Annotated in this window: 35 protein-coding genes; 11 read left to right on the top strand and 24 right to left on the bottom strand. The window is 69.8% G+C overall.

What is annotated here, in order from left to right:
* Positions 1 to 37: 37 nt before the first annotated feature.
* The 12 genes from ACFRFH_RS11960 to ACFRFH_RS11905 all read right to left on the bottom strand — a co-directional run bounded on the left by ACFRFH_RS11960 (position 38) and on the right by ACFRFH_RS11905 (position 4,081).
* The gene (locus tag ACFRFH_RS11960) at positions 38 to 1,054 is read right to left on the bottom strand and encodes a YqaJ viral recombinase family protein (RefSeq protein WP_382463217.1); all 1,017 of its coding nucleotides are present in this window, start codon (positions 1,052 to 1,054) and stop codon (positions 38 to 40) included.
* Entirely contained in the window at positions 1,051 to 1,272 is a 222-nt protein-coding gene (locus tag ACFRFH_RS11955; protein WP_382463216.1) for a hypothetical protein, read from the bottom strand. The genes ACFRFH_RS11960 and ACFRFH_RS11955 overlap by 4 nt, the downstream gene beginning before the upstream one ends.
* 17 nt (positions 1,273 to 1,289) lie before the next feature.
* On the bottom strand, positions 1,290 to 1,661 hold the full coding sequence (locus ACFRFH_RS11950; RefSeq protein ID WP_382463215.1) for a hypothetical protein: 372 nt from the start codon (positions 1,659 to 1,661) through the stop codon (positions 1,290 to 1,292).
* Positions 1,658 to 1,861: a hypothetical protein gene (locus ACFRFH_RS11945; RefSeq protein ID WP_382463214.1), complete on the bottom strand. Its 204-nt coding sequence runs from the start codon at positions 1,859 to 1,861 to the stop codon at positions 1,658 to 1,660. The genes ACFRFH_RS11950 and ACFRFH_RS11945 overlap by 4 nt, the downstream gene beginning before the upstream one ends.
* Before the next feature lie 56 nt (positions 1,862 to 1,917).
* Positions 1,918 to 2,124: a hypothetical protein gene (locus ACFRFH_RS11940; protein ID WP_382463213.1), complete on the bottom strand. Its 207-nt coding sequence runs from the start codon at positions 2,122 to 2,124 to the stop codon at positions 1,918 to 1,920.
* Positions 2,124 to 2,546 carry a RusA family crossover junction endodeoxyribonuclease gene (locus tag ACFRFH_RS11935; RefSeq protein ID WP_382463212.1) on the bottom strand — a complete coding sequence of 141 codons (423 nt, stop codon included), beginning with the start codon at positions 2,544 to 2,546 and terminating at the stop codon, positions 2,124 to 2,126. The genes ACFRFH_RS11940 and ACFRFH_RS11935 overlap by 1 nt, the downstream gene beginning before the upstream one ends.
* Positions 2,546 to 2,824, bottom strand: coding sequence for a hypothetical protein (locus tag ACFRFH_RS11930; protein WP_382463211.1), 279 nt, complete (start codon positions 2,822 to 2,824; stop codon positions 2,546 to 2,548). The genes ACFRFH_RS11935 and ACFRFH_RS11930 overlap by 1 nt, the downstream gene beginning before the upstream one ends.
* A complete protein-coding gene (locus ACFRFH_RS11925; RefSeq protein WP_382463210.1) occupies positions 2,811 to 3,089 on the bottom strand; it encodes a hypothetical protein in 279 nt (92 codons plus the stop codon). Before ACFRFH_RS11925 ends, ACFRFH_RS11930 begins: the two co-directional genes overlap by 14 nt.
* Positions 3,089 to 3,223 carry a hypothetical protein gene (locus tag ACFRFH_RS11920; RefSeq protein WP_382463209.1) on the bottom strand — a complete coding sequence of 45 codons (135 nt, stop codon included), beginning with the start codon at positions 3,221 to 3,223 and terminating at the stop codon, positions 3,089 to 3,091. The genes ACFRFH_RS11925 and ACFRFH_RS11920 overlap by 1 nt, the downstream gene beginning before the upstream one ends.
* Positions 3,224 to 3,225: 2 nt before the next feature.
* Entirely contained in the window at positions 3,226 to 3,507 is a 282-nt protein-coding gene (locus tag ACFRFH_RS11915) for a hypothetical protein (RefSeq protein ID WP_382463208.1), read from the bottom strand.
* A gap of 109 nt (positions 3,508 to 3,616) precedes the next feature.
* Positions 3,617 to 3,823, bottom strand: a complete 207-nt coding sequence (locus ACFRFH_RS11910) for a hypothetical protein (RefSeq protein ID WP_382463207.1) — start codon at positions 3,821 to 3,823, stop codon at positions 3,617 to 3,619.
* A gap of 63 nt (positions 3,824 to 3,886) precedes the next feature.
* On the bottom strand, positions 3,887 to 4,081 hold the full coding sequence (locus tag ACFRFH_RS11905) for a helix-turn-helix domain-containing protein (RefSeq protein WP_382463206.1): 195 nt from the start codon (positions 4,079 to 4,081) through the stop codon (positions 3,887 to 3,889).
* Positions 4,082 to 4,223: 142 nt separating this feature from the next.
* On the opposite strand from ACFRFH_RS11905, the gene ACFRFH_RS11900 reads away from it, so the two are divergent.
* Positions 4,224 to 4,505, top strand: coding sequence for a helix-turn-helix domain-containing protein (locus ACFRFH_RS11900; RefSeq protein WP_382463205.1), 282 nt, complete (start codon positions 4,224 to 4,226; stop codon positions 4,503 to 4,505).
* An 81-nt stretch (positions 4,506 to 4,586) separates the two neighbouring features.
* Here the strand turns inward: ACFRFH_RS11900 and ACFRFH_RS11895 are convergent, their stop codons facing one another.
* On the bottom strand, positions 4,587 to 5,891 hold the full coding sequence (locus ACFRFH_RS11895) for an MFS transporter (protein WP_382463402.1): 1,305 nt from the start codon (positions 5,889 to 5,891) through the stop codon (positions 4,587 to 4,589).
* Positions 5,892 to 6,086: 195 nt separating this feature from the next.
* Between ACFRFH_RS11895 and ACFRFH_RS11890 the strand changes: the two genes are divergently transcribed.
* On the top strand, positions 6,087 to 6,941 hold the full coding sequence (locus tag ACFRFH_RS11890; RefSeq protein WP_382463204.1) for a LysR substrate-binding domain-containing protein: 855 nt from the start codon (positions 6,087 to 6,089) through the stop codon (positions 6,939 to 6,941).
* A 7-nt stretch (positions 6,942 to 6,948) separates the two neighbouring features.
* On the opposite strand, the gene ACFRFH_RS11885 is transcribed toward ACFRFH_RS11890, so the two are convergent.
* Positions 6,949 to 8,166: a cation:proton antiporter gene (locus ACFRFH_RS11885; RefSeq protein WP_382463203.1), complete on the bottom strand. Its 1,218-nt coding sequence runs from the start codon at positions 8,164 to 8,166 to the stop codon at positions 6,949 to 6,951.
* A 76-nt stretch (positions 8,167 to 8,242) separates the two neighbouring features.
* Here ACFRFH_RS11885 and nadE point away from each other — a divergent pair, with 76 nt between their 5' ends.
* Positions 8,243 to 9,085, top strand: a complete 843-nt coding sequence (gene nadE / locus ACFRFH_RS11880) for an ammonia-dependent NAD(+) synthetase (protein WP_382463202.1) — start codon at positions 8,243 to 8,245, stop codon at positions 9,083 to 9,085.
* Between the two features lie 220 nt (positions 9,086 to 9,305).
* Here the strand turns inward: nadE and ACFRFH_RS11875 are convergent, their stop codons facing one another.
* On the bottom strand, positions 9,306 to 10,115 hold the full coding sequence (locus ACFRFH_RS11875; protein ID WP_382463201.1) for a hypothetical protein: 810 nt from the start codon (positions 10,113 to 10,115) through the stop codon (positions 9,306 to 9,308).
* Positions 10,116 to 10,246: 131 nt separating this feature from the next.
* On the opposite strand from ACFRFH_RS11875, the gene msrA reads away from it, so the two are divergent.
* From msrA to ACFRFH_RS11850, 5 genes are all read left to right on the top strand, one after another.
* Positions 10,247 to 10,774, top strand: a complete 528-nt coding sequence (gene msrA / locus ACFRFH_RS11870) for a peptide-methionine (S)-S-oxide reductase MsrA (protein WP_382463200.1) — start codon at positions 10,247 to 10,249, stop codon at positions 10,772 to 10,774.
* 138 nt (positions 10,775 to 10,912) lie between these two features.
* On the top strand, positions 10,913 to 11,305 hold the full coding sequence (locus tag ACFRFH_RS11865; protein ID WP_382463199.1) for a single-stranded DNA-binding protein: 393 nt from the start codon (positions 10,913 to 10,915) through the stop codon (positions 11,303 to 11,305).
* A 76-nt stretch (positions 11,306 to 11,381) separates the two neighbouring features.
* Positions 11,382 to 11,888 (top strand): DUF6993 domain-containing protein, encoded by a 507-nt coding sequence (locus ACFRFH_RS11860; RefSeq protein ID WP_382463198.1) that lies wholly within the window; start codon positions 11,382 to 11,384, stop codon positions 11,886 to 11,888.
* A gap of 64 nt (positions 11,889 to 11,952) precedes the next feature.
* Positions 11,953 to 13,635 carry an energy-dependent translational throttle protein EttA gene (ettA, locus tag ACFRFH_RS11855; RefSeq protein ID WP_382463197.1) on the top strand — a complete coding sequence of 561 codons (1,683 nt, stop codon included), beginning with the start codon at positions 11,953 to 11,955 and terminating at the stop codon, positions 13,633 to 13,635.
* 7 nt (positions 13,636 to 13,642) lie between these two features.
* Entirely contained in the window at positions 13,643 to 14,110 is a 468-nt protein-coding gene (locus tag ACFRFH_RS11850; protein WP_382463196.1) for an acyl-CoA thioesterase, read from the top strand.
* 114 nt (positions 14,111 to 14,224) lie between these two features.
* Here the strand turns inward: ACFRFH_RS11850 and ACFRFH_RS11845 are convergent, their stop codons facing one another.
* Positions 14,225 to 14,662: a Rieske (2Fe-2S) protein gene (locus tag ACFRFH_RS11845; protein ID WP_382463195.1), complete on the bottom strand. Its 438-nt coding sequence runs from the start codon at positions 14,660 to 14,662 to the stop codon at positions 14,225 to 14,227.
* A gap of 124 nt (positions 14,663 to 14,786) precedes the next feature.
* Here ACFRFH_RS11845 and ACFRFH_RS11840 point away from each other — a divergent pair, with 124 nt between their 5' ends.
* Together ACFRFH_RS11840 and ACFRFH_RS11835 are read left to right on the top strand one after the other, a co-directional pair.
* The gene (locus ACFRFH_RS11840; protein ID WP_370053003.1) at positions 14,787 to 15,302 is read left to right on the top strand and encodes a sigma-70 family RNA polymerase sigma factor; all 516 of its coding nucleotides are present in this window, start codon (positions 14,787 to 14,789) and stop codon (positions 15,300 to 15,302) included.
* Complete coding sequence (locus tag ACFRFH_RS11835) at positions 15,299 to 15,988, top strand: anti-sigma factor family protein (RefSeq protein WP_382463194.1); 690 nt, start codon at positions 15,299 to 15,301, stop codon at positions 15,986 to 15,988. Before ACFRFH_RS11840 ends, ACFRFH_RS11835 begins: the two co-directional genes overlap by 4 nt.
* A gap of 22 nt (positions 15,989 to 16,010) precedes the next feature.
* Here ACFRFH_RS11835 and ACFRFH_RS11830 read toward each other — a convergent pair whose 3' ends face one another.
* Complete coding sequence (locus ACFRFH_RS11830; RefSeq protein ID WP_382463193.1) at positions 16,011 to 16,895, bottom strand: acyl-CoA thioesterase; 885 nt, start codon at positions 16,893 to 16,895, stop codon at positions 16,011 to 16,013.
* Positions 16,896 to 16,934: 39 nt separating this feature from the next.
* Here ACFRFH_RS11830 and ACFRFH_RS11825 point away from each other — a divergent pair, with 39 nt between their 5' ends.
* On the top strand, positions 16,935 to 17,693 hold the full coding sequence (locus ACFRFH_RS11825) for a hypothetical protein (protein ID WP_382463192.1): 759 nt from the start codon (positions 16,935 to 16,937) through the stop codon (positions 17,691 to 17,693).
* Positions 17,694 to 17,785: 92 nt separating this feature from the next.
* On the opposite strand, the gene ACFRFH_RS11820 is transcribed toward ACFRFH_RS11825, so the two are convergent.
* The 7 genes from ACFRFH_RS11820 to ACFRFH_RS11790 are packed head-to-tail and all read right to left on the bottom strand — an operon-like array spanning position 17,786 to position 24,985.
* Positions 17,786 to 19,435 carry an FAD-binding dehydrogenase gene (locus ACFRFH_RS11820; protein ID WP_382463191.1) on the bottom strand — a complete coding sequence of 550 codons (1,650 nt, stop codon included), beginning with the start codon at positions 19,433 to 19,435 and terminating at the stop codon, positions 17,786 to 17,788.
* Between the two features lie 46 nt (positions 19,436 to 19,481).
* Entirely contained in the window at positions 19,482 to 19,889 is a 408-nt protein-coding gene (locus ACFRFH_RS11815) for a globin (protein ID WP_382463190.1), read from the bottom strand.
* 1 nt (position 19,890) lies between these two features.
* Complete coding sequence (locus ACFRFH_RS11810; RefSeq protein ID WP_382463189.1) at positions 19,891 to 21,147, bottom strand: mechanosensitive ion channel domain-containing protein; 1,257 nt, start codon at positions 21,145 to 21,147, stop codon at positions 19,891 to 19,893.
* Positions 21,148 to 21,202: 55 nt separating this feature from the next.
* Positions 21,203 to 21,883, bottom strand: a complete 681-nt coding sequence (locus tag ACFRFH_RS11805) for a response regulator (RefSeq protein ID WP_382463188.1) — start codon at positions 21,881 to 21,883, stop codon at positions 21,203 to 21,205.
* Positions 21,880 to 23,220, bottom strand: a complete 1,341-nt coding sequence (locus ACFRFH_RS11800) for a sensor histidine kinase (protein ID WP_382463187.1) — start codon at positions 23,218 to 23,220, stop codon at positions 21,880 to 21,882. The genes ACFRFH_RS11805 and ACFRFH_RS11800 overlap by 4 nt, the downstream gene beginning before the upstream one ends.
* A gap of 8 nt (positions 23,221 to 23,228) precedes the next feature.
* Positions 23,229 to 24,077 carry an ABC transporter permease subunit gene (locus ACFRFH_RS11795; RefSeq protein WP_382463186.1) on the bottom strand — a complete coding sequence of 283 codons (849 nt, stop codon included), beginning with the start codon at positions 24,075 to 24,077 and terminating at the stop codon, positions 23,229 to 23,231.
* Entirely contained in the window at positions 24,074 to 24,985 is a 912-nt protein-coding gene (locus ACFRFH_RS11790; RefSeq protein WP_382463185.1) for an ATP-binding cassette domain-containing protein, read from the bottom strand. The genes ACFRFH_RS11795 and ACFRFH_RS11790 overlap by 4 nt, the downstream gene beginning before the upstream one ends.
* Positions 24,986 to 25,088 lie beyond the last annotated feature (103 nt).

The raw sequence follows: 25,088 nt of genomic DNA, 5'->3' as shown, positions 1-25,088 counted from the left end.
ATCTCCTTACCGATATCCCCACCTCGTGGAACAAACATCAGTCCGTTTCCTCTCTCTGCTTCACCGCGGTCACAGTGAGCCGCGGCCGTCCCTCCACAGGGACTTCCTTCGTGAACTTCGCCTGGTGCGCCTCCCAGCGCTCCTGAGCAGCATCCAGGTGCGCCGCCAAGGATGGGTCAGCGGCAACAGCCGCCTGGACGTCCGGGACCGTCTCCACCGTCGACACGGCCGGGGAGTACGTGACCCGGGCCAGCGCCGACGTCTGCGACTTCCCGGCCGCGAGCATCGCCGCCCACGCCGGCGCCTTCAACGCCTTCGCCTCACGCTCCAACTCCAGTGCACGCAGATAGTTCACGGCGTGCGTGTCCAACTCCTCATCGACCGGCTCCGGACTCCAGTCCTCACCAGCCGCCGCATCCAACGCCGCCAGGAACCGATCAGCCAGCGCATCCAGTTCCGCCGCGAGCTGCTGAGCCTTCTCGTCCCATTCGACCCAGAAGAACTGCTGCGCACCCGGCTCATACCAGCTGCCAGCCACGAGACGCTGCTCGATCGCATACAGGCACCGCCTCGCGCCCAGCACACGCATCTGCCACACCATCTGCAGGAAGTAGCCCTTCGCGTCGAACTCCTTCGACCCAGGCTCGATATTCACCGTCAGCCCGTGCGTCTTGATCTCCGCGATCTGCACCTGCTCATCGAAGTTCAAGCCCACGCCATCCGGAGACGCCAACTTCCGCGGATCATCCGCCGCGTGGATAACCCTCGACTCCGGGACCATGTTGTAGCGGGCAAGCACCTCAACCGCGATCTCCGGTTCCCGCTCATGCCCCCACGCCGCAGCCTTCCCGCGACGATCCGAGCCCTCCGGGATGCGACCCAGCTTCTGGTCGATCAGCTTCTGGAAGCTGATCTTCTTCAGGTACAGGTCGCGGATCTCCGTGGCACTTATACCCAGCCGACGCTCGGCCAGCCACGCCGGCCGATCCGCGTCGGACGCACCCGCGCGTGACTCGAGCTCGGCCAGCGCACCCGGGAGAAGAATGTCGGTCATACGATCGACCCGTCCTTCTGCAGCACGTTCCGGAACGTCGGCTTCCCGTACACGAACACGGTGCGCTCGGTCCCGGTCGCATAGTCGTTCACGACGAACGACTCGATCACGGGCCGGGAGGCGAGGAGGCGCTGACGCAGGTACGGGAACCACTCACGCGCCGACAGGTTGTACCGTGCCTCGATCTGACGACGCTCTGACGCGACCCGAGCAGGCACACGCAACTTCTTGGCCTTCACGCTGCATCACCCGAATCGAACGGAGAACCCAGAGCCGGCGTCAGATCCTCCGGCGTCTCGTCCTCCGGGATGTCGAGCTCTGCGTCCGGCTCCGGCCGCCGGTACGGCTCACCGCCGCGAGCGCTGCACGCGTTCTCCAGTAGGACACGAGCATCACCCGCGGCTTCGCCGTCCATCGGCTCGATGTGGGTGAACTTCATCGTCGCGCGACGCTCCTGCTTCGCGTCATCGAACTTGAACCCGGCGCGCTCGATGATCACGACCGCGACGATCGGGTCCGGCGTGCGATCGCCCAGCCAGTCCTCCTCGATCGCGACCATGCCGTTCTGCGCCTCCGCCGGCAGCTGCCCGCTGATGTTGACCGTCACTGTTCCTCTTCCCTTCGTCCGTATGTCTCCGGTTTCCAGTCCTTCGACTGGCTCGTGTACCGAGCCGACAACTCGCCGTACTCGTGCTCCGTCTTCTCCCCGTCCGACCACTCCACGACGAACCGTTCCGAGATCACCTGCTCACCGACCTTCACGCCACGAATGAAGATCGGCTCCTTCTCCACCAGAACCTTCTTCACCCGGCCATGCCGGCGACCCGTCCGCGAGTCCGCCACGTTCGACGCGACCGATAACTTCATCCCCATCGTGTGAACCCCGCGATCACGTCCTGGTGCCGCTTGATCCGCTTCTTCCCGCGACCTGAAGGGACCGTCATCAGCACCTCGTCGACCTTCTTCGTCACCGTGTTGATCGCACGGAGCTCGAGCGGGGTGCCGACCTTCGCCGGCTTGCTGAACTTGATCCCGGCGCGCTTCCGCGCCTTGCGCTCTCTGTGACCCATCAGCCCTGCTCTCCTTCTCTGATTTCCCCGACGCGCACCTGCACGCCAGGCCGTTCCCCGTACTGCTTCGTCACACGCATGTCCACCACCTGGCAGTCGTCCGCCCACAACCCCGCGTCCGTGATCGCGTCGAACACGGAACGGATCAGCTTGTCCAGGTCCGGCTTGACGGTCGGGTACTCCCGCTTCACCGTCTTCGGCCGCTCGAACGTGAACACCGCGTGCACAGCCACCGGCACCTCCCGCGCGCTCACATGCGACGCCGCGTGCAGCGCCACCTGCGCCACCTTCTGGCGCCACGGCTTCAGCTCCTTCGAGTTGGCATCCGCCAGCACCGGCTTGCCCTTCACCATGAACACCGTCTTCGACCCCTGCGGGACCGGCTTCCCATTCACCGTGAACGACGCCACCTGCACAGCCATCACAGGGCTCCGATCGGGATCACACGCCAGACCTCATCGACCGCCTCACCCGTGTTCGTGCACCGCTCACACAGAGGCACATACCCGGCAAGCGCCACGAGCTTGTACGCGTTCTTCTTGTGCGTCTCGCACAGCGACGTCGGCACCGAGCAGACCCGGCAGACGAACCACCACAGCGCGGGCTTCTTACACGTCCGCGGCGACCGGATCTCGCACGGGACATCCACCTCGTCCCCCGGCGCCAGGGCGACGTCCTCGACCGTCTCAGTGGTGGCCATGAGCCGGCCTCACCGGTAGGAACTCGAAGCCGTCTTCGACTTGCATGATGTGCCGCTGGCTGCACCCGAGGAATGCACCCTGGGTCTGGATCGCCGCCGCCCACCGAACGCGGTGAGACTCGCAGATCGAGTAGACGCCCTTGCAGTCGCGGCAGATCGCGTACCAGTCGGCGTTCTCGCCTGAGGCGGTCTTCCACTCGCACGCCACGTCAGGTTCGAAGTCGAGCGCTTCGATGATCTCCACATCGGAGTCGGTCTGTTCCATCAGCACGGCACCTCCTCCGGCAGCACGTCCTCCTCAGCGGCGATCGCGTCGAGCCGACGCATCGTCCGGTTGAACAGCACATGCTCTTCCGCGAAGAACCACGACCCATTACGTCCGAACACGAGAGTCGCCACCTTCACGAATCCGCGCCCGCACGGGCGATTGCCGCGTGAATCTTGATGTCGAGTGTGGCGATCTCCACCCCGGCGATCGGCGGGAGGAAGCCGTGCTTCACGAGCCACAGGGCGACCTTCGGGTGCATGAGCCCGGCGACAACGGCGTCCAGCCTCGCGATCGTCGACTCGGGCACCCTCGCGGCCTCCGTGATGCCGGCGGCTTCCTTCAGCGCGATCTTCACGTACTCGGGCGCATTGTCCAGGTCGTCCATCGCCTTCTGCTGCGCTTCAGTGAGTTCCATCAGGCTGTGCCCTCCAGTTCCAGGCCGCCGTCATGGAGGCGGATGATCGCTGCGAGCACTGCAAGGCAGTGCGCGTGAGTTGGGGTGGTGGTGTCGTCGTGCATCACGATCACGACCGGGCCACCAGACGCAGACGGAAACCGTTCCGCTGGTAGTAGTCGAGGCTCCGACCGGACTGCCCGATGTAGAGGAGGCCGTTGTAAGCGACCAGGGGAGCCGTGATCGTCTCGGTGTTTTTCGCGGCTTCCACCACGTCTCCGACCTCGATCACGGCGACCGGCTCGATCCCGTCAGTGTCGAAGATGATGCGTTCCATGACGACTGCCCTTTCAGTCAAGGCGGTCGCAGGGGTTTCGGGCCCCGCACCGCCATGCGTTGGTTACGCGGCCGACGTGGCTTTCGCGAGTTCTTCCACGTCGGAGCGATTGAAGATGTAGGCTCCGCGAGTACCGGGCAGTTTCTGCACCGGTACGAGCTCGCCAGCGGCAACGCGGCGGATGACGCCGGTGCGGTCGATGTTGAGGATCTTGGACGCTTCGTTGGTCCCGATCAGCTCGTTATTTGTGGGTTCCACAAGCGACAGGTTCGCACAAGTTGCTGCGTTACACAATGGAATCCACAAAAATGGGGATTCCATATAGAGGGTCCCGACAACGTTTGTGGAATCCCTCACAAATGCTCTTGCACAAGTTTGTGCGTCCAGGCATCATGTGGGTATGAGCATTCAGACGAACCACTACACGGGAGGCCCCGACCCCCGGTATGTGTTCACGATGGCCGACCGGATTCAGAAGGCCATCCGCGATGCTGGACTCAAGAAGGAAGACGTCGCAGAACGTCTAGGAGTCCACTCCAACACCATCGGTAACTGGGTCAACGGACGCTCCATGCCAAAGGGCTTCTACCTCAAGCAGCTCGCCCTGATGACCCAGCACGACGCCGACTGGCTTGCCACCGGCAAGATCCCCGAGGACGCGAACATGCGAATCCCAGATTAGAAGGCTCCTGCTCTATCCGCTGAGCTACGGGGGCGCGGCCTCCACGATACCGCAGGCCTCCCGGGCTCCCCGTCCAGCGGGTCAGAGAGTCGCGCCCGCCTTCCCCGCCCGGTTCACGATCGCGATCACCGGCCGCCGTCCGCGCAGCCCGAACCGCAGCCGGAGGCTGGCGTGCCGCGCGATCATCAACGCGACCACGACAGCGGCGGCCGCCGGCACCAGCCCGGAGATGACCATCGCGATGTGCGGCCCGACGGACTCCACCACCCAGCCCATCAGCGGGCCGCCGATCGCCTGGCCGCCGAGCAGCACCAGGATGTACAGCGAGATCACCCGGCCGCGGATCTGGACGTTCGACGACATCTGCACCAGCGAGTTCGCCGCCGTGATGAAGAGCAGGTTGCCGACGCCGATTCCGACGAGGAGCACGCTGAACGCGATCTGGGAGGGCGCAAGTCCAGCGAGGGCCTGCACGACGCCGAGGGCCGCGGCCGTGCCGACCATCATCGAGAGGCGCACCGACGTGCGGCGGGTGGAGGCCAGCGCCCCGGCCAGCGCGCCGGCGGCCACGAGCGCGTTGAACATCCCGTAGCCGCGCGCCCCGACGTCGTACACGTCGTTGGCGTAGGCGGCCAGGAACACCGGCATGTTGAACGCGAAGACCGCCAGCACCGCGACCATCACCACGGTCCAGAAGATGACCGGCTTGCGTCGCACGTACCGCATCCCCTCGGCGAGCTGGCCTTTGCCGCGCGGAGCCGCGGGGGAGTGGTGCAGCTCCTTCGTGCGGAGGCTGAACAGCGCGCCGACCACGGCCAGGCAGGCGGCCGAGTTGATCACGAACGACCAGCCTCCGCCCACCGCGGTGATCAGGATGCCGCCGAGCGCGGGGCCGATGAGGCCGCCGAGCTGGAAGATCGAGGAGTTGAGGCTGATCGCGTTGCGCAGGTATTTCGGGCCGACCAGCTCGTTGACGAAGACCTGGCGCGCCGGGTTGTCCACGACGGTCACGAGGCCGAGCACGAACGAGATCGCGTAGACGTGCCAGACCTGCACGGCGTTCGTGAGTGTGAGGGTCGCGAGCAGCGCGGCCAGCGCGGCCGCCGCCGACTGCGTGCAGATCAGGAGGCGCTGCTTCGAGTACCGGTCGGCGATGACGCCGCCCCACAGCCCGAACAGCAGCATCGGCGTGAACTGCATGAACACGGTGACGCCGACCGCCGCGACGCTGCCGGAGAGCTGGAGCACCAGCCAGTCCATCGCGATGCGCTGCATCCAGACGGCGGTGTTCGCGACGAGGTTGCCTGCGGCGAAGCGGCGGTAGTTGGTCACCCGCAGCGAGATGAAGGTCTCGCGCCACGGCGGGCGTGCGCTGAGGGTCTGCATGGGGCCGGTGGGCGGGGCTGCCGCTGCTGTGGAGTTCGCCACGAGTCGTTCCTGCGTTCCTGGTTCCGTATGGTCTGTTCGAGTTCTCCTCCCACGCTACGGAATCGGCGCTATTCTTTCAGCGAATTGAACCTATAACTCCCATTGGGTTTCCGAATAGTAGTTCGGAAACCGCTACCGCTGAACGGAGCACCGATGTTCGACCCCGTCCTGCTGCGCACGTTCCTCGCGGTCGTCGACACGCGCTCGTTCACGCGCGCGGCCCAGCGGCTGGGCATCAGCCAGCCGACCGTCAGCCAGCACGTCAGGAGGCTGGAGCAGGCCGCCAAGCGCCAGCTCGTCTCGCGCGACACCCGGGAGGTGCGCCTGACCGACAACGGTGACGCGATGGCCGGGTTCGCCCGCACGATCCTCGCCGCCCACGCCGAGGCAGACAGCTACTTCAGCGGGTCGGCGATGCGCGGGAGGCTCCGGTTCGGCGCGGCGGACGACCTCGCGATCACGACCCTGCCACGCATCCTCCGGCACTTCCGGCAGCAGAACCCGCAGGTCAACCTGGAGCTCACCGTCGACCAGTCCGCGCCGTTGCACCGGCGGCTGAAGGCGGGCCAGCTCGACCTCATCTTCATCAAGCAGAACCCCGGCACGACCGACGGCACCGTGGTCGCGACCGACGAGCTGGTCTGGATCGGGCAGGAGAAGACGGCGCTGGAACCCGACCAGCCGGTCCCGCTGATCGCCTACCAGGGGCCGAGCCTCAGCCGTCAGATCACGATTGAGGCGCTGGAGGCCGCCGGCCGCACCTGGCGCATCACCTGCAACACGCGCGAGGTCAACGGCGTCCTCGCCGCCGTGCGCGCGGGCCTCGGGGTCGCGGTGTTCCCGCGCTCGCTCATCCCCACCGACCTCATCAAGGTCAGCAACCGGTTCTCCCTCCCGGAGCTCGGCCATGTGGACTTCACGCTGCTCTCCAACCCGTCCGCCGCGCGCGAACCGGTGGAGGCGCTCACCACGGCCATCCTCGCCCGAGCGGTCACGCGCGTGCCGTGATCCGGTCTCAGCCCACGACCGGGATGCGATCCGGATCGGGAGGCCGCACTCCGCCGTCCGCCGAGCGTTGCCGCAGCAGCAGCGCGACGACCGGGAAGATCAGCACCGACAGCATCCCGGCGCCGACCAGCGCGGTCGCGGTCCCGGAGGTCAGGTCGTGGTCCTTCAGTCCGATGTTCGTCACGGCGACGATGATCGGCAGCCCGGTCGCGCTGAACAGCGTGAGCGACGCCCGGTCGGCGAACGTCGAGCCGCGCGGGGCCGCGAGCGAGCCGGGGAGCCCGCGCACGACCAGCAGCAGCACCAGGAAGATCGGCAGCAGGAGCAGCGCGTGCGGATCGGCGAGGAGCCCGCGCAGGTCGAACGTGATCCCGGTCTCGATGAAGAACACCGGGACGAGCACGCCGAACGCCACGGCCTCCAGCTTGGTCTCGATGAGCTTCGCGTCCTCCTCGGCCGCGCCGGAGAGCAGGACGCGCACGACGACGCCGGCGGCGAACGCGCCGAGCAGCATGTCCAGGCCGAGCGCGAGACTCAGCCCGACCAGCGCGGCGATGGCCAGCACCACGACGCGGACGGCGAACTGCCCGCTGGTGTGCAGGGTGGCGCGCACGAGCGCGTGGAACCGTTCGTGGCCTCCCCGCGCCGCGAACCACACCGCCCCGGCCGCGATCACCGCGAACGCGATCAACACCAGCGCCGCGGCGAGCGGCCTGCGCCCGGAGAGGAACAGGGAGATGGCCAGCAGCGGCCCGAACTCGCCGACCGCGCCGACGGCCGTGACGGCGAGGCCGAACGGAGTGCGCAGCTCGCCGGCGTCGCGCAGCATCGGCATGAGCGTGCCGAGCGCGGTGGAGCACAGCGCGATCCCGACGTAGACGCCGGCGATCGGGTTCGGCGCGAGCAGCACGCCGAGCAGCACGCCGACAGCCAGCGAGATCACCCAGCCGAGGGAGGCGCGGCGCAGCGGCCGGCCGCGGATCGCGTGGAAGTCGATCTCGTTGCCCGCCATGAAGAACAGGAAGGCCAGGCCGAACTGTCCGACCGCGTGCAGCGCGTCCGAGGCCGGCACCCAGCCCAGCACGCTCGGGCCGGCCAGGATGCCGAGCAGGATCTCGAAAACCACGAGCGGGATCTTCGCCACCCTCCCCACCACCGAGGCGACGAGGGCGGCGACGACGGCCAGCAGCGGCACGAGGACGATCGTTCCGACGAGCGGGTTCATGCGGCCGATGCTAGAGCGGCCGCCCCGCGTGCGGGGAGTTCACACGGACGAAATCCGCGCCCAGTATCGTGGCAGCATGCGTGAACTCCAGGCCAGGATCATCGACGAGCTGAACGTGACGCCGAGCGTCGACGCCGCAGAGGAGGTCGCCGAACGCGTCGACTTCCTCGCGCGCTACCTGAGGGCGACAGGGGCCTCCGGGTTCGTGCTCGGGATCAGCGGAGGGCAGGACTCCTCCCTCGCCGGACGGCTCTGCCAGCTCGCGGTCGAACGGCTCGCCGCCGAGGGCGTCGAGGCCGAGTTCATCGCGGTGCGCCTGCCGTACGGTGTGCAGCACGACGAGGACGACGCGCAGCTCGCGCTGAGCTTCATCCGGCCGCAGCGCACCATCGAGTTCAACATCCAGCGCGGCGTGGACGGGGTGTACGCCGAGTTCGGCGACGCCGTCGGCGAAGCGATGACCGACTTCAACAAGGGCAACGTGAAGGCGCGCGTTCGGATGGTGGCGCAGTACGCCATCGCCGGCCAGCGGCGCCTGCTGGTGGTCGGCACCGACCACGCGGCGGAGGCCGTGACCGGCTTCTTCACCAAGTACGGCGACGGCGGCGCCGACGTGCTGCCGCTCAGCGGCCTCACCAAGCGCCAGGGCCGCGCGCTGCTGGAGCACCTTCAGGCGCCGGCGCGCCTCTACGAGAAGGCGCCGACGGCCGACCTCCTCGACCACGAGCCCGGCCAGACCGACGAGGCCAACCTCGGCATCCAGTACAGCGACATCGACGACTTCCTGGAGGGCCGGGAGGTCGCGGACGATGTCGCGGCGGCGATCGAGACGCGCTACCTGGCGACCGAGCACAAGCGCCGGGTGCCCGCTAGCAAGTTCGACGATTGGTGGATGACTCGCGGGGACTACAGCCGCTGAACGACGCCCGGCGTCGGTAACGGAGGACATCCGGGGCGACGTGGTGCCGGGGGTGGGCTAGCGGAGGAGTTTCGGCCTGGCTCGGGGCGCGCGTCCTCCGTTGGCTGCGGGGTTGCGGCGGGGGTTGGCAGCGGAGGAGATCCGGGGCCGGGTGGCCGGGATGTCCTCCGGTAGCTGACGGCACGCCGCGGCGGGAGGACGGAGTCCTCCGTTGGCAGCGTCAGCCGACGGGCTGGCCGAAGCGCGGAGTGGCGTCGTTCTCGTCGCCGGACGCCGCGAACGCGGACACCGGGAGCGGGACCTCGTCGTTGGCGCCGCCCGCGGTGGGGTAGTTGGCGGACGTGAACGAGGGGTCGGTGTGCGCGGCGGGGGTGCTGGCCACCGGAGCGCTGGCCACCGGGGCGGCGGCAGCGGGAGCAGCGTAGGTCGCGGTCGGGACCGTCTCCTCGGTCGCTGCCGGCGCCGTGTACTGCTCGTGGTGCTGCTGCGCGACCCACGCGTCCTGCTGGACCATCACGGTGTTGTTCGGGTCCGCGCTCTCGAAGCGCCAGCGCTCCAGGTCGCCCTGGAAGATGCGGCGCGCACGTCCCGGCTTGTTCTGCCATTCGATGAGCCGGTCGCGGAACTCCGCCACGGCCGGGTCGAGCTGGTAGCCGAACGTCGCGGACGCGCGCTTCATCTCGGCGAGCTGGTGGCCCGCCCAGTTCGCGGCGATGCCCGAGCCCTTGATCGGCAGGAGCCGCACGAGGATGTCGGCCTGTCCCACCGCGCGGTCGGAGAGCACCTGCTCGGCCGGGGTCAGCGAGTTCCAGACGGACGCCTCGGTCGCCGCGTCGACGAGCGCGGCGATCGCGCTGGCCTTCTGCTGACGGTCGGTGCGCGAGAGGAGTCCACGGAGGGCGCCGCGCGCGATCCACGCGGCGAGCAGTCCGGAGACGATGACGGCGATCGCGAGGACCGCGGCATTGAAGACCACGGGCTGCGCGTCCGACGAGTTGAGCCAATCGACGAAGTCATTCCACCACTGCATGCCGCGATGGTAACGGGGCGGACCGTTCGGTCCGTGGAGCGGCGGCGCTGTGTCGCGCATCCCGCCGTCAAGCTCGTGGAGCGGCGTGGGCGTAGCAGAATGGAGGCCGGACCGATCGAAGGGATGGACCGATGCAGACTTTCGTCCTCGCCGGCGGGTGCTTCTGGTGCCTCGACGCCGTCTACCGCGTGCTCCGCGGGGTGCAGGACGTGGTGTCCGGCTACACCGGGGGCACCACCGCCGACCCGAGCTACGAGGAGGTGTGCACCGGCACGACCGGGCACGCCGAGGCCGTCGCCGTGACCTTCGACCCGGAGGTCATCCCGGCCGAGGTGATCCTCGACGTCTTCTTCACGTTGCACGACCCGCGGCAGCTGAACAAGCAGGGCGCGGATGTCGGCACGCAGTACCGGTCGGCGATGTTCTTCGACGGCGACGAGCAGCGGGCGCTGTTCGAGGCCGCGCGCGAGCGGGCGTCCGAGTACTGGGAGGGCGGCATCGTGACCACGATCGAGCCGCTCGGACCGTTCTCCCGCGCCGAGGACTACCACCAGGACTTCTTCGCCAAGAACCCTGGTCAGGGCTACTGTCTGGCGGTCGCGCTGCCCAAGGTGAACAAGATCCGGGTGTCGTACGCGCCGTACGTGGTCGCGGCCTGACGTCCGCCGGTTCGTCCTCCACAGGCTGACCGCTCTCGCGCGTTCTCCACGGATTTTCGTTCTCGCCGCCGTGCCGTGTGCTGATCGGCCATCGTTGACGTACGGCCTCACGGGAGGCGAATGGAAACGGGGGACGACATGGCAGAGACGGTGACGGTTCGGGGCACGGTGGCGACGAGCCCGCGGCATCTCGCACCGGAGGCGGGCGTACCGATCACGAGCTTCCGGCTCGTGACGAACGACCGCAGGCGCGGACGGCGCTCGGGGGCGTCGGTCCCCGACGGTCAATCGAACTGGTTCACGGTCACGGCGTTCGACGAGCTCGCCATCAGCGCGGCGGCCTGCATCGCGCGCGGCGATCCGCTCGTGGTGGCCGGGAGGCTGTGCGTGCGCGATTGGGAGGGTGAACAGCTCGGCGTGACGGTGGAGATCGAGGCGGAGGCGATCGGGCACGACCTGACCTGGGGCCGCAGCGAGTTCACGCGCTCCACGGCCGTTCTCGTGCTGCCTGCGGCGCGCGTGGGCGGGTAGGCCGCGCCCATTTGGTGGCCGGATGCGCCTGCACATCAAAGCGATCCCATAGCTGCAGGGCCCTAGGGTGGAGGGCATGAGAGCGCCCGCCCGACCCGCCGTCGTCCTGCTGGCGGGCGTGGCTGTCGCGGCGGCGCTGCTGTTGAGCGCGTGCACCGGGGCTCATCCCTCGGCGACGACCGATCCGGCGCCGCACACGACGGCCTCCGGCTCGGCCACGCCGACGCCTACGCCCACCGCGAGTGCGGCGCCTGCGCTCGTCCCCGGGGGCACCGCGGAGCAGAACCTGCCGTACTTCGACACGGTCAACAAGGCGACGATCGCGGCCAAGCCCGGCGCGCAGGGGCGCGACTTCATCGACGCGCTCGTCGCGGCCGGGTTCACCAAGTCGGACATGCAGCTCACGCCGGACACGACCACGATCGGGCTCAAGGCGCCCTCCGTCCAGTTCTCCGTGCAATTCGGAGCCGGCTGCGTGATCGGCCAGTACGGGCCGGACTCCGGCGGCTACACCAGCCTCACCAGCCCCACCCTCGCGACCGGAGGCTGTCTGATCGGCCAGACCCGGCCGATCGACTGGTAGTTCCCGGTATCCTCGTACAGGGCTTCGACCCCGCGAGTCCAAGACAGGGAGTTCAGGAACAAGAGTGGCCGAATACATTTACTCGATGGTCAGGGCCCGCAAGGCCGTCGGCGACAAGGTGATCCTCGACGACGTGACGATGGCGTTCCTGCCGGGAGCGAAGATCGGCGTCGTCGGCCCGAACGGTGCAGGTAAGTCGACCATCCTGAAGATCATGGCCGGCCTCGACACCCCGTCCAACGGCGATGCAAAGCTGTCTCCCGGCTACACGGTCGGCATCCTCATGCAGGAGCCGGTGCTCGACGAGACCAAGACCGTCCTGGAGAACGTGCAGGAGGGCGTCGGCGAGATCAAGGGCAAGGTCGACCGGTTCAACGAGATCTCCGGTCTGCTGGCCGACCCCGACGCCGACTTCGACACGCTGCTCGCCGAGATGGGCACGCTGCAGGAGCAGATCGACGCCGCCGACGCGTGGGACCTCGACTCCCAGCTCGAGCAGGCGATGGACGCGCTGCGCTGCCCGCCGAGCGACTGGCCGGTCAACACCCTCTCCGGTGGTGAGAAGCGCCGCGTCGCGCTGTGCAAGCTGCTGCTGCAGAAACCCGACCTCCTGTTGCTGGACGAGCCCACCAACCACCTCGACGCCGAGAGCGTGCTCTGGCTCGAGCAGCACCTGGCCAAGTACCACGGCGCCGTGCTCGCCGTCACCCACGACCGGTACTTCCTCGACCACGTCGCCGAGTGGATCGCCGAGGTCGACCGCGGCCACCTCTACCCGTACGAGGGCAACTACTCGACCTACCTGGAGAAGAAGCGCGAGCGGCTCGCGATCCAGGGCAAGAAGGACGCGAAGCTGGCCAAGCGCCTGTCCGACGAGCTCGACTGGGTCCGCAGCAACGCCAAGGGTCGCCAGGCCAAGTCGAAGGCGCGTCTGGCCCGCTACGAGGAGATGGCGGCCGAGGCCGAGCGCACCAGGAAGCTCGACTTCGAGGAGATCCAGATCCCGCCGGGGCCGCGCCTCGGCCAGATCGTGATCGACGCGAAGAAGCTGCAGAAGGGCTTCGGCGACCGCGTCCTCATCGACGGCCTCACCTTCACGCTGCCGCGCAACGGCATTGTCGGCGTCATCGGCCCGAACGGCGTCGGCAAGACGACCCTGTTCAAGACGATCGTCGGGCTGGAGCCCCTCGACAACGGCGACCTGAAGGTCGGCGAGACCGTGCAGATCTCCTACGTCGACCAGACCCGCGGCGGCATCGACCCGAACAAGAACGTCTGGGAGGTCGTCTCCGACGGGCTCGATTACATCCAGGTCGGCAAGACCGAGGTCCCCTCGCGCGCCTACGTCTCGACCTTCGGGTTCAAGGGACCGGACCAGCAGAAGAAGTCGGGTGTGCTCTCCGGCGGTGAGCGCAACCGCCTCAACCTGGCGCTGACGCTCAAGCAGGGCGGCAACCTCCTGCTGCTCGACGAGCCGACCAACGACCTCGACGTCGAGACGCTCTCCAGCCTGGAGAACGCGCTGCTCGAGTTCCCCGGCTGTGCTGTGGTCATCACCCACGACCGGTGGTTCCTCGACCGCATCGCGACGCACATCCTCGCCTACGAAGGCACCGAGGAGAACCCGTCCGACTGGTACTGGTTCGAGGGCAACTTCGAGGCGTACGAGGAGAACAAGGTCGAGCGCCTCGGCCCGGACGCCGCCAAGCCGCACCGCTCCGCGTACCGCAAGCTCACGCGCGACTGACGCCGGTATGCGACTGCACGTCCCGATCAAGCTCCGCTGGAGCGACCTCGACGCGTACGCCCATGTGAACAACGCCGCGATGCTGCGCCTCCTGGAGGAGGCGCGCATCGAGGCGTTCTGGTCGACCGACGAGCACGCCGTGGGCGGCTCCACGGCCGTGCTCGACGGCACTCCGGGCGCCGACACGCTCACGCTGATCGCCCGCCAGGAGATCGAGTACGTCGCGCCCATCCCGTACCTGCGGCAGCCGCTCGACGTGCAGCTGTGGCTCGGCAGGCTCGGCGGCGCGAGCCTGGAGGTCAACTACGAGGTGTGGACGCCCGAGGGCGTCGAGCCGCGCACGATGTTCTCGCGTGCCGCGACCACCATCGTGCTGGTCGACGCCGCGACCCAGCGCCCGCGCCGGATCAACGACCGCGAGCGCACCGCCTGGACCCCCTACCTCGACACCCCCGTCGAGTTCACCAAGCGCTGACCCACCCCGCCACCGCGCCGCTCCCCGCCGCCACCTTCGCCGAGGGGCACGTAAACGCCCCTAAAAGCGCGTTTTAGGGGCGTTTACGTGCCCTTCGACAGGTGGAGAGCCTCCTCAGGAGGGGGTGACGGTGACTTTGTCGCCGGCGACGGCGGTCTTCAGCTTCGTCAGCGGGGTGCTCGCCGGTCCGGTGATGACGTCGCCCGTCGTCCCGTCGAATCGGGAGCCATGGCACGGGCAGTCGAACTCCTTGCCCTGCGGCGCCACCGTGCAGCCCGCGTGCGTGCACACCGCGCTGAACGCGACCACCGTGCCGGCAGAGGGCTGCGAGACGACAATCGGGTTCGAGCCGAGCTGCGCGGAGACAGCGCCGCCGACCGGGATGGACGACAGAGCGACGGTGGCCGAGCCGCCGTTCCCCGATCCGTCGCCCGACGACGCGCCCGAGCCCTGCGGCGTGCATGCCACCAGCAGCAGCGCCCCCGCGCCTGCTGCGGACACGCCGCCGATCTGTACGAGGGTGCGGCGCGTCAGCGGCACGGAATCGGTCATCGTGGATCCTCCCGGTCGGCGGTGCTTTCTCCTAGGTTAGGCACGGGAGGGTATCGGCTTCGGTTCACACATCGAGTTCTGAACTTTTCCATCACCCTCTCCGTGGTTAGTGCAGGAGGTGACCATGCCGGATGAGGACGCACGCCTGCTGCGGGAGCTGCACGACCAGCACGCGCAGGCGGTCTGGCGTTACGTCGTCCACCTCACCGGCGACAGGGCGATGGCCGACGACGTCGTGCAGGAGACCCTGCTGCGCGCCTGGCGCAAGCCGACGGTCCTCGATCAGAGCCAGCAGTCCGCGCGCGCGTGGCTGTTCACCGTGGCCCGCAACATCGTCATCGACGACAAGCGGAGCGCGCACTCGCAGCACGAGTTCGGCACCGACACCCTCCCCGAGCGGCCGTCGTCGCCGGACGACGGCGCCGACGCCGTCCTGGACGCGTGGCTCGTCTCCGACGCGCTGGCCGAGCTCTCGGACGAGCACCGTGCGGTGATCGTCCACGCGTACTACGGCGGCAGATCCATCGCCGAGATCTCCCGGGAGCTGGAGATCCCGGAAGGCACGGTCAAGTCGCGGCTGCACTACGGCCTGCGGGCCATGCGGCTCGCGCTTCAGGAGAGAGGGGTGACGGAGCGATGAATCACGACGAGTTCGCCACCTGGGACGCCGCGTACGTCCTCGGCGCCCTCGCTCCGGCCGAGCGCAAGGAGTTCGAGGAGCACCTGCGCGAGTGCGGGCGCTGCTCGGCGGCGGTCGCCGAGCTGGCCGGAATGCCCGGGCTGCTCGGCCGGGTGCCCCGGGAGCAGGCGTTCGCCCTGCTCGACGAGGAGGCGCCGCAGGACGCCGGGCTCGGCGCGGAGGTCCTCCCGACGCTGCTGGACGCCGCCCGGCGGCGCAGGCGGCGGTCGCGTTGGCTGGTGGGCGGTCTCGCCGCTGCGGCGGCGGCCGTGCTCGTGGGGGCCATCGCGATCGCCGTGCCTGCGCTGGAGCCCGGCTCGCCCGCCGGCACGAGCGTCGCGATGGAGCAGGTGGAGCCGAGCGCGCTGTCCGCCGACCTCCACCTCACCTCCGAGCCGTGGGGTACACGGATCGACTCGCGCTGCGCCTACGCGAAGGTCGGCGGCGACGGCGGCCGCACCTGGACGTACGCGATGGTCGTCACCGACAAGTCCGGCCACCAGACGCAGATCTCGACCTGGACGGCCGCGGAGGGGACCGTGGTCGAGCCCGCCGCGACGACGAGCGTTCCGCTGTCCGACATCTCCGCCATCGACATCCGCTCGGCGGCCAACGGGACGGTGCTGCTGCGCAGCACGTTCGGCTAGCGCCCGACGGCAGGCACAGGGCTCAGTCGCGCAGCTTCGCCGCGTCCGGGACCCGGATGGTCGCCTCCTGCGCGACGCTCGCCACGAGGCGCCCGTCGCGGCTGAAGATCCGGCCGAGGGCGAGCCCGCGGCCTCCGCTCGCGCTCGGCGACTCCTGCGTGTACAGCAGCCACTCGTCAACGCGGGCCGGCCGGTGCCACCACATCGCGTGGTCCAGGCTCGCCGCCTTGAGGCCGCGGGTCGCCCAGGCGACGCCGTGCCGGCGCATGACCGACTCCATGATCGTGTAGTCGCTGGCGTACGCGAGCGCGGCGCGGTGCAGCGCCGGGTCGTCCGGGAGGTCGCCGATCGAGCGGAACCAGACCGCCTGGTGGGCGACGTGCGCGCCCTCCACCGACAGGTAGATGGGCGACGGCACATGCCGCATGTCGAAGGGGCGCTGGCTCGCCCAGTACTGCGCGACCGGGTGCTCGACCTCCTCCAGCGTCGCCGCCGAGTTCGGCAGCGTCTCCGGGTCGGGCAGGTCTTGCGGCATCGCGACCTGGTGCTCGAGGCCTTCGTCCTCGTCCTGGAACGACGCGATCATCGACAGGATCGGCAGCCCGTTCTGGTACGCCTGGGTGCGCCGGGTGGAGAACGAGCGCCCGTCGTGGATGCGGTCGACCGAGAAGGTGATCGGGTAGTTGACATCTCCCGGCCGCAGGAAGTACCCGTGCATCGAGTGGATGCTGCGGTCGTCGGACACCGTGCGCGTCGCCGCGACGATGGACTGCGCGAGCACCTGGCCCCCGAACACGCGGCCCAGCGGCATCCACTGGGACGGGCCGGTGAAGATGTCCTCGCTGGTGCGGGCACCGGTGTCGGTGAGGTCGAGTGCGGTGAGCAGCGATTCCAGGGGCTCTGTCACAGTGTCTCCGTCCGGGGTCTCTAGTAGCTTAGAGGTCAGATGAGCCAGTCGTTTTCCCTCCAGGACACCCTCGCCGCCGCCGACCTGCAGACATATCTGTCGCGCGCCGCCCGCGTCGAGGAAGGGTCGGTGCGCCTGATCGCAGGATCGGGCGTGCTCGCCGTGTACACCGCCATCCTCTATCCGAGGGGGCTGCTCGACCAGACGCCGACCGTGCTCGGGCTGCGCACCTTCCTGACCGGGCACGACGTCGAGTTCGACGTCGTGGTGCCGATCCGGTCGCTGCTCGACCGGCTCGCGCGCGTGCGCGAGGCCGCGGAAGCCGCGGCGGCCGCCTCCGAGACCGGGTCGGTCGAGGAGGAGGGGCGCGACGGTGACGAGTCCGGAGCGGTCGACGGCGCCGTCGAGAGCGCGCCGCTGGAGGTCCGGCTGCCGATGGAGGCGCCGTCCGTGACGTGGGCGGGGATCTCCCCGCCGCGCGGCGGCTGGCGTCCGGTCGGCGAGACGTCGTACGAGCTTCTGCAGGCGACGGCGGCCGCCGGCATCGCCGAGGTCGCGGAGGCCGTGCCGACGGGGACGGGCGAGCAGCTCGTCCAGCGCGTGCGCGCCGAGGTGTGGGGTCGTCCCATCGACCAGTTGGAGTACGTTCCGGCGGGCGCGGCGTTCGCGGCGGAGAGCCTCGGCTTCCTGGCCGCGGGCGAGCCGGTCTCGATCCTGGAGACCGGCCCCTGGACGCGCCTGACCACGCGACGCGGACACACCCTCATCCGCCGTCAGTCCTGGAGCCTGCGCGGCTGAGCCATCGCCGAGGGGCACGTCGTTGTCGCTTTTCTGCCCGCGAAGTGACAACGACGTGCCCCTCGGCTGCAGAGTGTCGCGGGGGTGGTGGGTTAGATGGCGCGTGCTATTGCCCGTCCGGCCTGCCGGCCGGAGAACAGGCACCCTCCGAGGAAGGTGCCCTCCAGCGCCCGGTAGCCGTGCACGCCGCCGCCGCCGAAACCGCTCGCCTCGCCCGCCGCGTAGAGTCCGGGCACTGGCGCGCCGTCGGCGCCGAGCACGCGGCCGTCGAGGTCCGTCTCGATGCCGCCGAGGCTCTTGCGGGTGAGGATGTGCAGCTTCACCGCGATCATCGGCCCGGCCTTCGGGTCGGTGAGCTTGTGCGGCGACGCCACCCGGATGAGCTTGTCGCCGCGGTAGGCCCTGGCGCCGCGGACCGCCGCGAGCTGGAGGTCCTTGCCGAACGGGTTGTCGAGCTGCCGATCGCGTTCGCGCACATGCCGGGTGACCAGCTCGGTGTCGAGCGGGACCTCCGACAGCCGCTGCATCCCGGTGAGCAGCTCGTCCAGGGTGTCCGCCACGACGAAGTCGGCGCCCTTCTCCTTGAACGCCTCCACCGGCCCCGGCGCTCCCGGGCCGACGCGCTTGGCCAGCAGCCCGACGTCCTTGCCGGTCAGGTCGGGGTTCTGCTCGCTGCCGGAGAGCGCGAACTCCTTCTCGATGATCTTCTGGGTGAGGATGAACCAGGAGTAGTCCGAGCCCGCCTTGCGGAGGTGCTCCAGCGTCCCGAGCGTGTCGAACCCCGGGAACAGCGGGGCGGGCAGCCGGTCGCCGTGCGCGTCCAGCCAGAGCGACGACGGCCCGGGCAGGATGCGGATGCCGTGCCGCTGCCAGATGGGGTCCCAGTTCTGGATGCCCTCGGTGTAGTGCCACATCCGGTCGCCGTTGATGAGGTGCGCTCCCGCCGCCTCGGCGATGCCGAGCATCCGCCCGTCGACGTGCGCGGGCACCCCGGAGAGCATGAAGTCCGGGGGAGTGCCGAGCCGCTCCGGCCACGCGGCGCGGACCAGATCGTGGTTGCCGCCGATCCCGCCGCTGGCGACGACGACCGCGGGCGCGCGCAGCTCGAAGTCCGCGATCCGCTCCCGGTTGCTGGCCGCACCGCGCGCGGCGGCGTCCGGCTTGAGGATGGCGCCGCGGACTCCGGCCACACGGCCGTCCTCCACGATCATCTCGTCCACGCGGTGGCGGTGCAGGAGGCGGGCTTGCCCGGTCGCCGCCGCGGCCTGCACCTGGCGCACGAACGGCGCGATGACGCCGGGACCGGTGCCCCAGGTGATGTGGAAGCGCGGCACCGAGTTGCCGTGGCCTCCCGCTGTGCCGTCGCCGCGCTCGGCCCAGCCCACGACGGGGAAGAACCGGACGCCCTTCTCGTGCAGCCAGGCGCGCTTCTCGCCCGCGGCGAACTGGAGGTACGCCTCGGCCCAGCGCTTCGGCCAGTGGTCCTCCGCGCGGTCGAAGCCGGCGCTGCCCAACCAGTCCTGCCGGGCGAGGGCGAGCGAGTCGTCGACGCCCATCCGGCGCTGCTCAGGGGAGTCGATGAGGAACAGCCCGCCGAACGACCAGAACGCCTGCCCGCCGAGGGAGGCCGCCGGCTCCTGGTCGAGGATCGTCACGGTCTTCCCGGCGTCCAGCAACTCGCACGCGGCGACCAGCCCGGCGAGTCCGGCTCCCACGACGAGGCAGTCGGGTTCTGACGTCATGGCGTGTCTCCTTCGGCACGGCGTGAGGGTGAGGGCGAGGAGCGGGCTATTCCTCGAATGTGTTGACCATAGCGAACGCGGCGCGCTCCAGGTAGTTCCAGAGCGTCTCGTCCAGCAGTGGAGGCAGCGCGAGCTCGTCCACCGCCACGCGCATGTGTGCCAGCCAGCGGTCGCGCGCGTCCGGGTTGACCCGGAACGGGTTGTGCCGCATCCGCAGCCGCGGGTGGCCGCGCTGCTCGCTGTACGTGGTCGGGCCGCCCCAGTACTGCTCCAGGAAGAGGGTGAGCCGCTCCTTGGCCGGGCCGAGGTCCTCCTCGGGGTACATCGGCCGGAGCACCGGGTCGCCCGCGACACCGCGGTAGAACGCGTCCACGAGGCGCACGAACGTGGCGTGCCCGCCGAGCTGCTCGAAGAAGGACGGCCCCTGGGGAGGGCCGACGGGGATGGTGGTCATGTCACTCGGCTTCTTCCGCGGGAGGCTGGTCGGCCGCGGGCGGTTTCGTGGTGCGGGGCTTGGGGGTCGCCTTGGGTGGGGTCGCGCCGGCGTCGTCCGTCACGGGCGGCTTCGCGGCGGCGGAGGGCTTCGTGGCCGGGGCGGCCTTCGCAGGGGTCGAGGCCGGCTTCACCGTCGTGCCGGGCTTCGTCTCGATCGCCGGGCGGATGCGGATGGCTCCGGGATCCGGTGCGCGGGTCGCGGTGCGCTTCGCCGCAGCCCGCGCCTTGCGTCCGGTGAGCGGCCGGTCAGGGACGACGGGCGTCGGCCGGGTGCGCGGCGGCTTGGCGCCGCCGACGCTGCCCGCGCCGTCGAAGCCGGACAGCACCACGGCGGAGAGCGAGGGCAGCGTGACGCCGAGCTCGTCGGTGGCCTGCTTGAGGCGGAGTCGCAGCTCGCGGGAGACGTCGTCCTTGGCGGTCGTGCGGGTCTTGAGCACGATCCGGATCACGATCGCCTCGGCGGAGATCGACTCGAGTCCCCACAGCTCCGGCTTGTCGAGGATGCGCGAGCGCCACTTGGGGCTCGTCGCCAGCGCGGTCGCGGCCTCCATCATCTTCGCCTCCACCGTCTCGATGTCGGCGTCGTACGGCACCGCGAGGTCCACGATCACACGGGACCAGCCCTGCGACATGTTGCCGACGCGCAGGATCTCGCCGTTGCGGACGAACCAGAGCACGCCGTTGACGTCGCGCACCTGGGTGATCCGGATGCCGACCCCCTCCACGACGCCCGTCGCGGGGCCCAGGTCCACCACGTCGCCGACGCCGAGCTGGTCCTCCATGACCATGAACAGGCCGTTGAGGACGTCCTTGACGATGTTCTGCGCGCCGAAACCGAGGCCGGCGCCGATCGCGGCGGTGAGGAGGGCGAGCGAACTGGCCGCGCCGGGCGCGACGACCCCGAAGATCAGCACGATCGCGATGATCCCGATCGTCACGTTGACGATGTTGCTCAGCACGGAGCCCAGCGTCCTGGTGCGCTGCACCACCCGCACCGCGGCGAGCGGCGAGGCCACGAGAGCCTGCGTGTCGGTGACGCTCTGCCCCTTCTTGACGCCGGAGACGATCTGCTTCACCACGCGGCGGATGATCACGCGCAGCAGCCAGCTCACCAGGACGGCGCCGGCGATGATGCAGACGACGTTGACCAGGGTCCATCCGGTGCTGACGGCCCAGTCGCCGAGGGAGGTCCAGAAGTTCGCTTTCAGAATGCTCATCGCACGGAATCCTATCGAGAGGTCCCTTGGTGTCGTCTGGATCGCGGGGCGCGCCTCAGGTCTCCACGAGCCCGTTCTCGTAGGCGAAGATGACCGCGTGCACCCGGTCGCGCAGCTGCAGCTTGGCGAGGACGCGGCCGACGTGGGTCTTGACCGTCGACTCGGTGAGGAAGAACTTCGCTCCGATCTCGCCGTTGGTCAGGCCGTCGGCCATCGCCAGCAGGATCTCGCGCTCGCGCGGGGTGAGCACCGCGGTCGGGTCGGTGGTCGTCACGGCGCCGCTCGCGGGCAGCCGGTCGGCGAACAGCTCCAGCATGGAGCGGGTCACGCGGCCGGTGACCGCGGCGTCGCCCGCGGCGACGGCGCGGATGGCCGCGGTGAGCTCGGCCGGCCGCGCGTCCTTGAGCAGGAAGCCGCTCGCGCCGGCGCGCAGGCCGCCGAAGGCGTACTCGTCCAGGTCGAAGGTGGTGAGGATGATGATCCGCGCGTCCGGGTTGGCCGCGACGATGCGCCTGGTCGCCTCGATGCCGTCCAGGTTCGGCATCCGCACGTCCATCAGGATGACGTCGGGCCGGGTCTCGACGGCGAGCCGCACCGCCTCGACGCCGTCGGCCGCCTCGCCGACCACCTGGAGGCCGGGCTCGGTCTCCAGCACCATCCGGAAGCCCAGCCGGACGAGCGCCTGGTCGTCGACGAGCAGGACGCGGAGGGGCTGCGGGTGGCCGGGGTCGGTCATTCGGGTCTCCTGGGGCGATCAGTGGAGGGAGTCGGTTCGGTGGCCGGGGTCTGTTTAGTGGAGGTCGGTTCAGTGGCGGCCGCCTCGGCGGACGACGGCACCGTCGTGAACTCCGCGACGAGCCGCCAGCCGCCGCCGCGACGCGGTCCGGCCTCCAGCGTCCCACCGTAGAGCGCGACGCGCTCGCGCAGTCCGAGCAGCCCGCTGCCCGAGCCCTGCACCGACCCGGTGTGCACGGTGGCGTCGTCCTCCACGGTGATGCGGGTCACCCGCTCGCCGAACTCGATCGTCACGGCGACCGTCGTCGCGAGCGCCGCGTGGCGGAGGGTGTTGGTGAGCGCCTCCTGAACGACCCGGAAGACCGTGAGCTGCTGCCCGACGTCGGTGGTCGGCGTGCCGGAGACGGTGATCCGCACCGGGAGGCCGGCCGCCCGGAACCGTTCGACCAGTTCGCGCAGGTCGGCGAGCCCGGGCTGCGGGGCGTGCGCGGCGGCCTCCTCGGCAGCCTCCTTGTCGGTCGCGCGCAGCACCCCGAGCAGGCGGCGCATGTCGCCGAGGGCGCCGCGGCCGGTCTCCGCGACCAGCCGCATCGTCTCGGCGGAGCGCTCCGGCGCCGTGCCGACGAGGCCGGCGGAGCCGTCGGCGAGGGCGATCATCACGGTCAGGCTGTGCGAGACGATGTCGTGCATCTCCCGCGCCACCCGGCTGCGCTCGGCCGCCGTGGCGATCTCCGCCTGCTGGTCGCGCTCCCTGGCGAGCTGGCGGGCGCGGTCGATGAGCGCGGTCAGATACCGCCGCCGGTTGCCGACGTTGCTGCCGATCAGCACCGCCACGATGCAGAACGCGAGCGCGGCGAAGCCGGAGGGCACGGCTTCCGTCGACAGCGGGGCGAATTCCGGCACCTCGGACACGAGGGTCGCGATGGCCAGCGAGACGACGGTCGCGACCGCCGTGATGCCGTAGCCGATCCACGCCGAGCGCACGGTGCGGTAGACCGCGAGCGCGTAGAGCGCGAACACCGCGGGCACGAAGTCGAGGTTGCGGCCGAGGAACACGCTGACGACGAGGACGACGATCGCGATCCCGAACACCGCCCGCGGGTGCAGCCGCCGCGCGAACAGTGCAGCACCGGCGACGACCACGAGCAGGAGCTGGATCGCCGAGGCCAGGCTCGGGTTCCGAACCAGGTGCACGATGCCCTCGGCGAGCGACGGCACCAGGTAGACGCCGGCGACGATCGCGTCCACCACCAGCGGGTGCGCACCGAAGTAGCGTCGCACCGCCCCGGGCGGCCTCGGGAGTTCGAGGTCGGCCGGGGCGGCGTCGGCTGCGGTCACCGGTGTTGTCACGCGTCCCGTCGCTGCAGCAGGATCGCTCCCACGACGAAGGAGACGGCGGTCCAGATCACGACGGTGAGGATGTTCTGCCAGGGCTCCTGCGTGCCGTTCGCCAGCCCGGCCATCCCGGCCCCCGACGCGCTGAGCAGGTAGTGCGACCAGTCGGCGATCCAGGTCTGCTTGGGCAGCAGCGCCTGCAGGAGCTCCGAGATGATCGGCAGCAGGAACAGCACGCCGAGCGACGTCGCGATGCCGCCCGCGCTGGCCTTGAGGATGGCGCCGACGCCGAGGGCGAAGACGGCGACGAGCCCGAGGTAGGTCGCGGCGCCGAGGATCGACCACATCGTGGTGTCGGAGAACAGGGTGCCCTTGTAGCCCTTGGCCGTCAGCAGCGGCACGGCGATCGACCAGGAGGCCGCGAAGCTCACCAGGCCGACGACGAACGACACGAGGAAGAGCATGATCGCCTTCGCCCCGAACACCGGGAACCGGTGCGGAACGGCGGCGAAGGACGAGCGGATCATCCCGGTCGAGAACTCGCCGCTGATGGCGAGCACGCCGAGCACCGCGACGACGAGCGGCGCGAACGTCAGGCCGGCCGTCGCCGCCCGCGTCGTGAAGTTCGCGAGCGCCGTCTCGGGGGCGCGTGCCCCGAGCGTGGAGGCATCCGGCACCACGGCGGAGAGCAGCGCGGCGAGCCCCACGATGAGCACGAGCACGCCGACGAGCGTCCAGAACGTCGACCGCAGCGAGCGGAGCTTGATCCACTCCGAGCGCAGCACGCGCACGAAGCTCAGCCGGCCGACCTCGGCGTGGACGTACCCGGCGGCGGGTGCGGTTGCGGTTGCGGTGCTCATGAGGTGACCTCCGAGTGGTATTCGACCTCGTCCTGCGTGAGTTCGAGGTACGCCTCCTCGAGGGAGGCGCTGAGCGGGGTGAGTTCGTGGAGGGCGATGCCCGCTCCGGCTGCCGCGTCGCCGATCTGCGCGGCGCTGAGTCCGGTGACCTCGATGAGCTGGGCCTCCACGCCGGTGATCGTGACGTCGCCGCCTTGGATGGCGTTGGCGAGCCGCTCGACCTCGGGCGTGCGGACCCGGACCGCGCTGCGCGTGGCGCCGGCGAGGATCTGGTCGACCGGGGCGTCGGCGAGGACGCGGCCGCGGCCGAGCACGATGATGTGGTCGGCGGTCTGCGACATCTCGCTCATCAGGTGCGAGGAGAGGAAGACCGTGCGGCCCTGGCCGGCGAGGTGCCGGGCGAACTGGCGCACCCAGAGCACGCCCTCCGGGTCGAGCCCGTTGACCGGCTCGTCCAGGATGAGCGTCGCCGGGTCGCCGAGCATGGCGGCGGCGATCCCGAGCCGCTGACCCATGCCGAGCGAGAACCCGCCGACGCGCTTGCCCGCGACCGACTCCAGGCCGGTGAGGCCGATGACCTCGTGCACGCGGCGCTTGGAGATGCCGTGCGTGGCGGCCATCGCCAGCAGGTGGTTGTAGGCGGTGCGGCCGGTGTGCACGGCCTTGGCGTCCAGCAGCGCGCCGACCTCGCCGAGCGGCGACCGCAGCTCGGCGTACCGCTTGCCGTTGATGGTCGCGATGCCGTGGGTCGGCCGGTCGAGTCCCATGATCATGCGCATGGTGGTCGACTTGCCCGCGCCGTTCGGCCCGAGGAATCCGGTGACCTTGCCCGGCTGGATGGTCGCCGAGATGTCGTCGACAGCGGTCTTGCTGCCGAACCTCTTGGTGAGGTGTTCGAGTTGGATCATGGCTCCGAGAGTAGGGCCGCGGAGGGGGTGCCGTCATCGAACCTGAGTACCACCTGCGTGTCGGGGGGATAGGGCGGTGGCATGAGGCGTCGGGAATGTATGT

It is taken from the genome of Leifsonia sp. NPDC056824 (assembly GCF_042789575.1).
Classification (GTDB): domain Bacteria; phylum Actinomycetota; class Actinomycetes; order Actinomycetales; family Microbacteriaceae; genus Leifsonia.
Note: the sequence above shows the minus strand (reverse complement) of the source record. Positions and strands in the feature narration are given on the sequence as shown.

Excerpts from the sequence above, each read along its gene's own strand:
- ACFRFH_RS11885 (WP_382463203.1), bottom strand. The coding sequence starts at position 8,166 with ATGAACCCGCTCGTCGGAACGATCGTCCTCGTGCCGCTGCTGGCCGTC.
- ACFRFH_RS11810 (WP_382463189.1), bottom strand. The coding sequence starts at position 21,147 with ATGAGCATTCTGAAAGCGAACTTCTGGACCTCCCTCGGCGACTGGGCC.
- ACFRFH_RS11815 (WP_382463190.1), bottom strand. The coding sequence starts at position 19,889 with ATGACCACCATCCCCGTCGGCCCTCCCCAGGGGCCGTCCTTCTTCGAG.
- ACFRFH_RS11820 (WP_382463191.1), bottom strand. The coding sequence starts at position 19,435 with ATGACGTCAGAACCCGACTGCCTCGTCGTGGGAGCCGGACTCGCCGGG.
- ACFRFH_RS11875 (WP_382463201.1), bottom strand. The coding sequence starts at position 10,115 with ATGCAGTGGTGGAATGACTTCGTCGATTGGCTCAACTCGTCGGACGCG.
- ACFRFH_RS11935 (WP_382463212.1), bottom strand. The coding sequence starts at position 2,546 with ATGGCTGTGCAGGTGGCGTCGTTCACGGTGAATGGGAAGCCGGTCCCG.
- ACFRFH_RS11925 (WP_382463210.1), bottom strand. The coding sequence starts at position 3,089 with ATGGAACAGACCGACTCCGATGTGGAGATCATCGAAGCGCTCGACTTC.
- ACFRFH_RS11900 (WP_382463205.1), top strand. The coding sequence starts at position 4,224 with ATGAGCATTCAGACGAACCACTACACGGGAGGCCCCGACCCCCGGTAT.
- ACFRFH_RS11865 (WP_382463199.1), top strand. The coding sequence starts at position 10,913 with ATGGCAGAGACGGTGACGGTTCGGGGCACGGTGGCGACGAGCCCGCGG.
- ACFRFH_RS11940 (WP_382463213.1), bottom strand. The coding sequence starts at position 2,124 with ATGGGTCACAGAGAGCGCAAGGCGCGGAAGCGCGCCGGGATCAAGTTC.
- ACFRFH_RS11835 (WP_382463194.1), top strand. The coding sequence starts at position 15,299 with ATGAATCACGACGAGTTCGCCACCTGGGACGCCGCGTACGTCCTCGGC.
- ACFRFH_RS11805 (WP_382463188.1), bottom strand. The coding sequence starts at position 21,883 with ATGACCGACCCCGGCCACCCGCAGCCCCTCCGCGTCCTGCTCGTCGAC.
- ACFRFH_RS11840 (WP_370053003.1), top strand. The coding sequence starts at position 14,787 with ATGCCGGATGAGGACGCACGCCTGCTGCGGGAGCTGCACGACCAGCAC.
- ACFRFH_RS11795 (WP_382463186.1), bottom strand. The coding sequence starts at position 24,077 with ATGAGCACCGCAACCGCAACCGCACCCGCCGCCGGGTACGTCCACGCC.
- nadE (WP_382463202.1), top strand. The coding sequence starts at position 8,243 with ATGCGTGAACTCCAGGCCAGGATCATCGACGAGCTGAACGTGACGCCG.
- ACFRFH_RS11895 (WP_382463402.1), bottom strand. The coding sequence starts at position 5,891 with ATGCAGACCCTCAGCGCACGCCCGCCGTGGCGCGAGACCTTCATCTCG.
- ACFRFH_RS11910 (WP_382463207.1), bottom strand. The coding sequence starts at position 3,823 with ATGGAACGCATCATCTTCGACACTGACGGGATCGAGCCGGTCGCCGTG.
- ACFRFH_RS11860 (WP_382463198.1), top strand. The coding sequence starts at position 11,382 with ATGAGAGCGCCCGCCCGACCCGCCGTCGTCCTGCTGGCGGGCGTGGCT.
- ACFRFH_RS11890 (WP_382463204.1), top strand. The coding sequence starts at position 6,087 with ATGTTCGACCCCGTCCTGCTGCGCACGTTCCTCGCGGTCGTCGACACG.
- ACFRFH_RS11845 (WP_382463195.1), bottom strand. The coding sequence starts at position 14,662 with ATGACCGATTCCGTGCCGCTGACGCGCCGCACCCTCGTACAGATCGGC.
- ACFRFH_RS11825 (WP_382463192.1), top strand. The coding sequence starts at position 16,935 with ATGAGCCAGTCGTTTTCCCTCCAGGACACCCTCGCCGCCGCCGACCTG.
- ACFRFH_RS11960 (WP_382463217.1), bottom strand. The coding sequence starts at position 1,054 with ATGACCGACATTCTTCTCCCGGGTGCGCTGGCCGAGCTCGAGTCACGC.
- ACFRFH_RS11915 (WP_382463208.1), bottom strand. The coding sequence starts at position 3,507 with ATGGAACTCACTGAAGCGCAGCAGAAGGCGATGGACGACCTGGACAAT.
- ACFRFH_RS11930 (WP_382463211.1), bottom strand. The coding sequence starts at position 2,824 with ATGGCCACCACTGAGACGGTCGAGGACGTCGCCCTGGCGCCGGGGGAC.
- ACFRFH_RS11850 (WP_382463196.1), top strand. The coding sequence starts at position 13,643 with ATGCGACTGCACGTCCCGATCAAGCTCCGCTGGAGCGACCTCGACGCG.
- msrA (WP_382463200.1), top strand. The coding sequence starts at position 10,247 with ATGCAGACTTTCGTCCTCGCCGGCGGGTGCTTCTGGTGCCTCGACGCC.
- ACFRFH_RS11790 (WP_382463185.1), bottom strand. The coding sequence starts at position 24,985 with ATGATCCAACTCGAACACCTCACCAAGAGGTTCGGCAGCAAGACCGCT.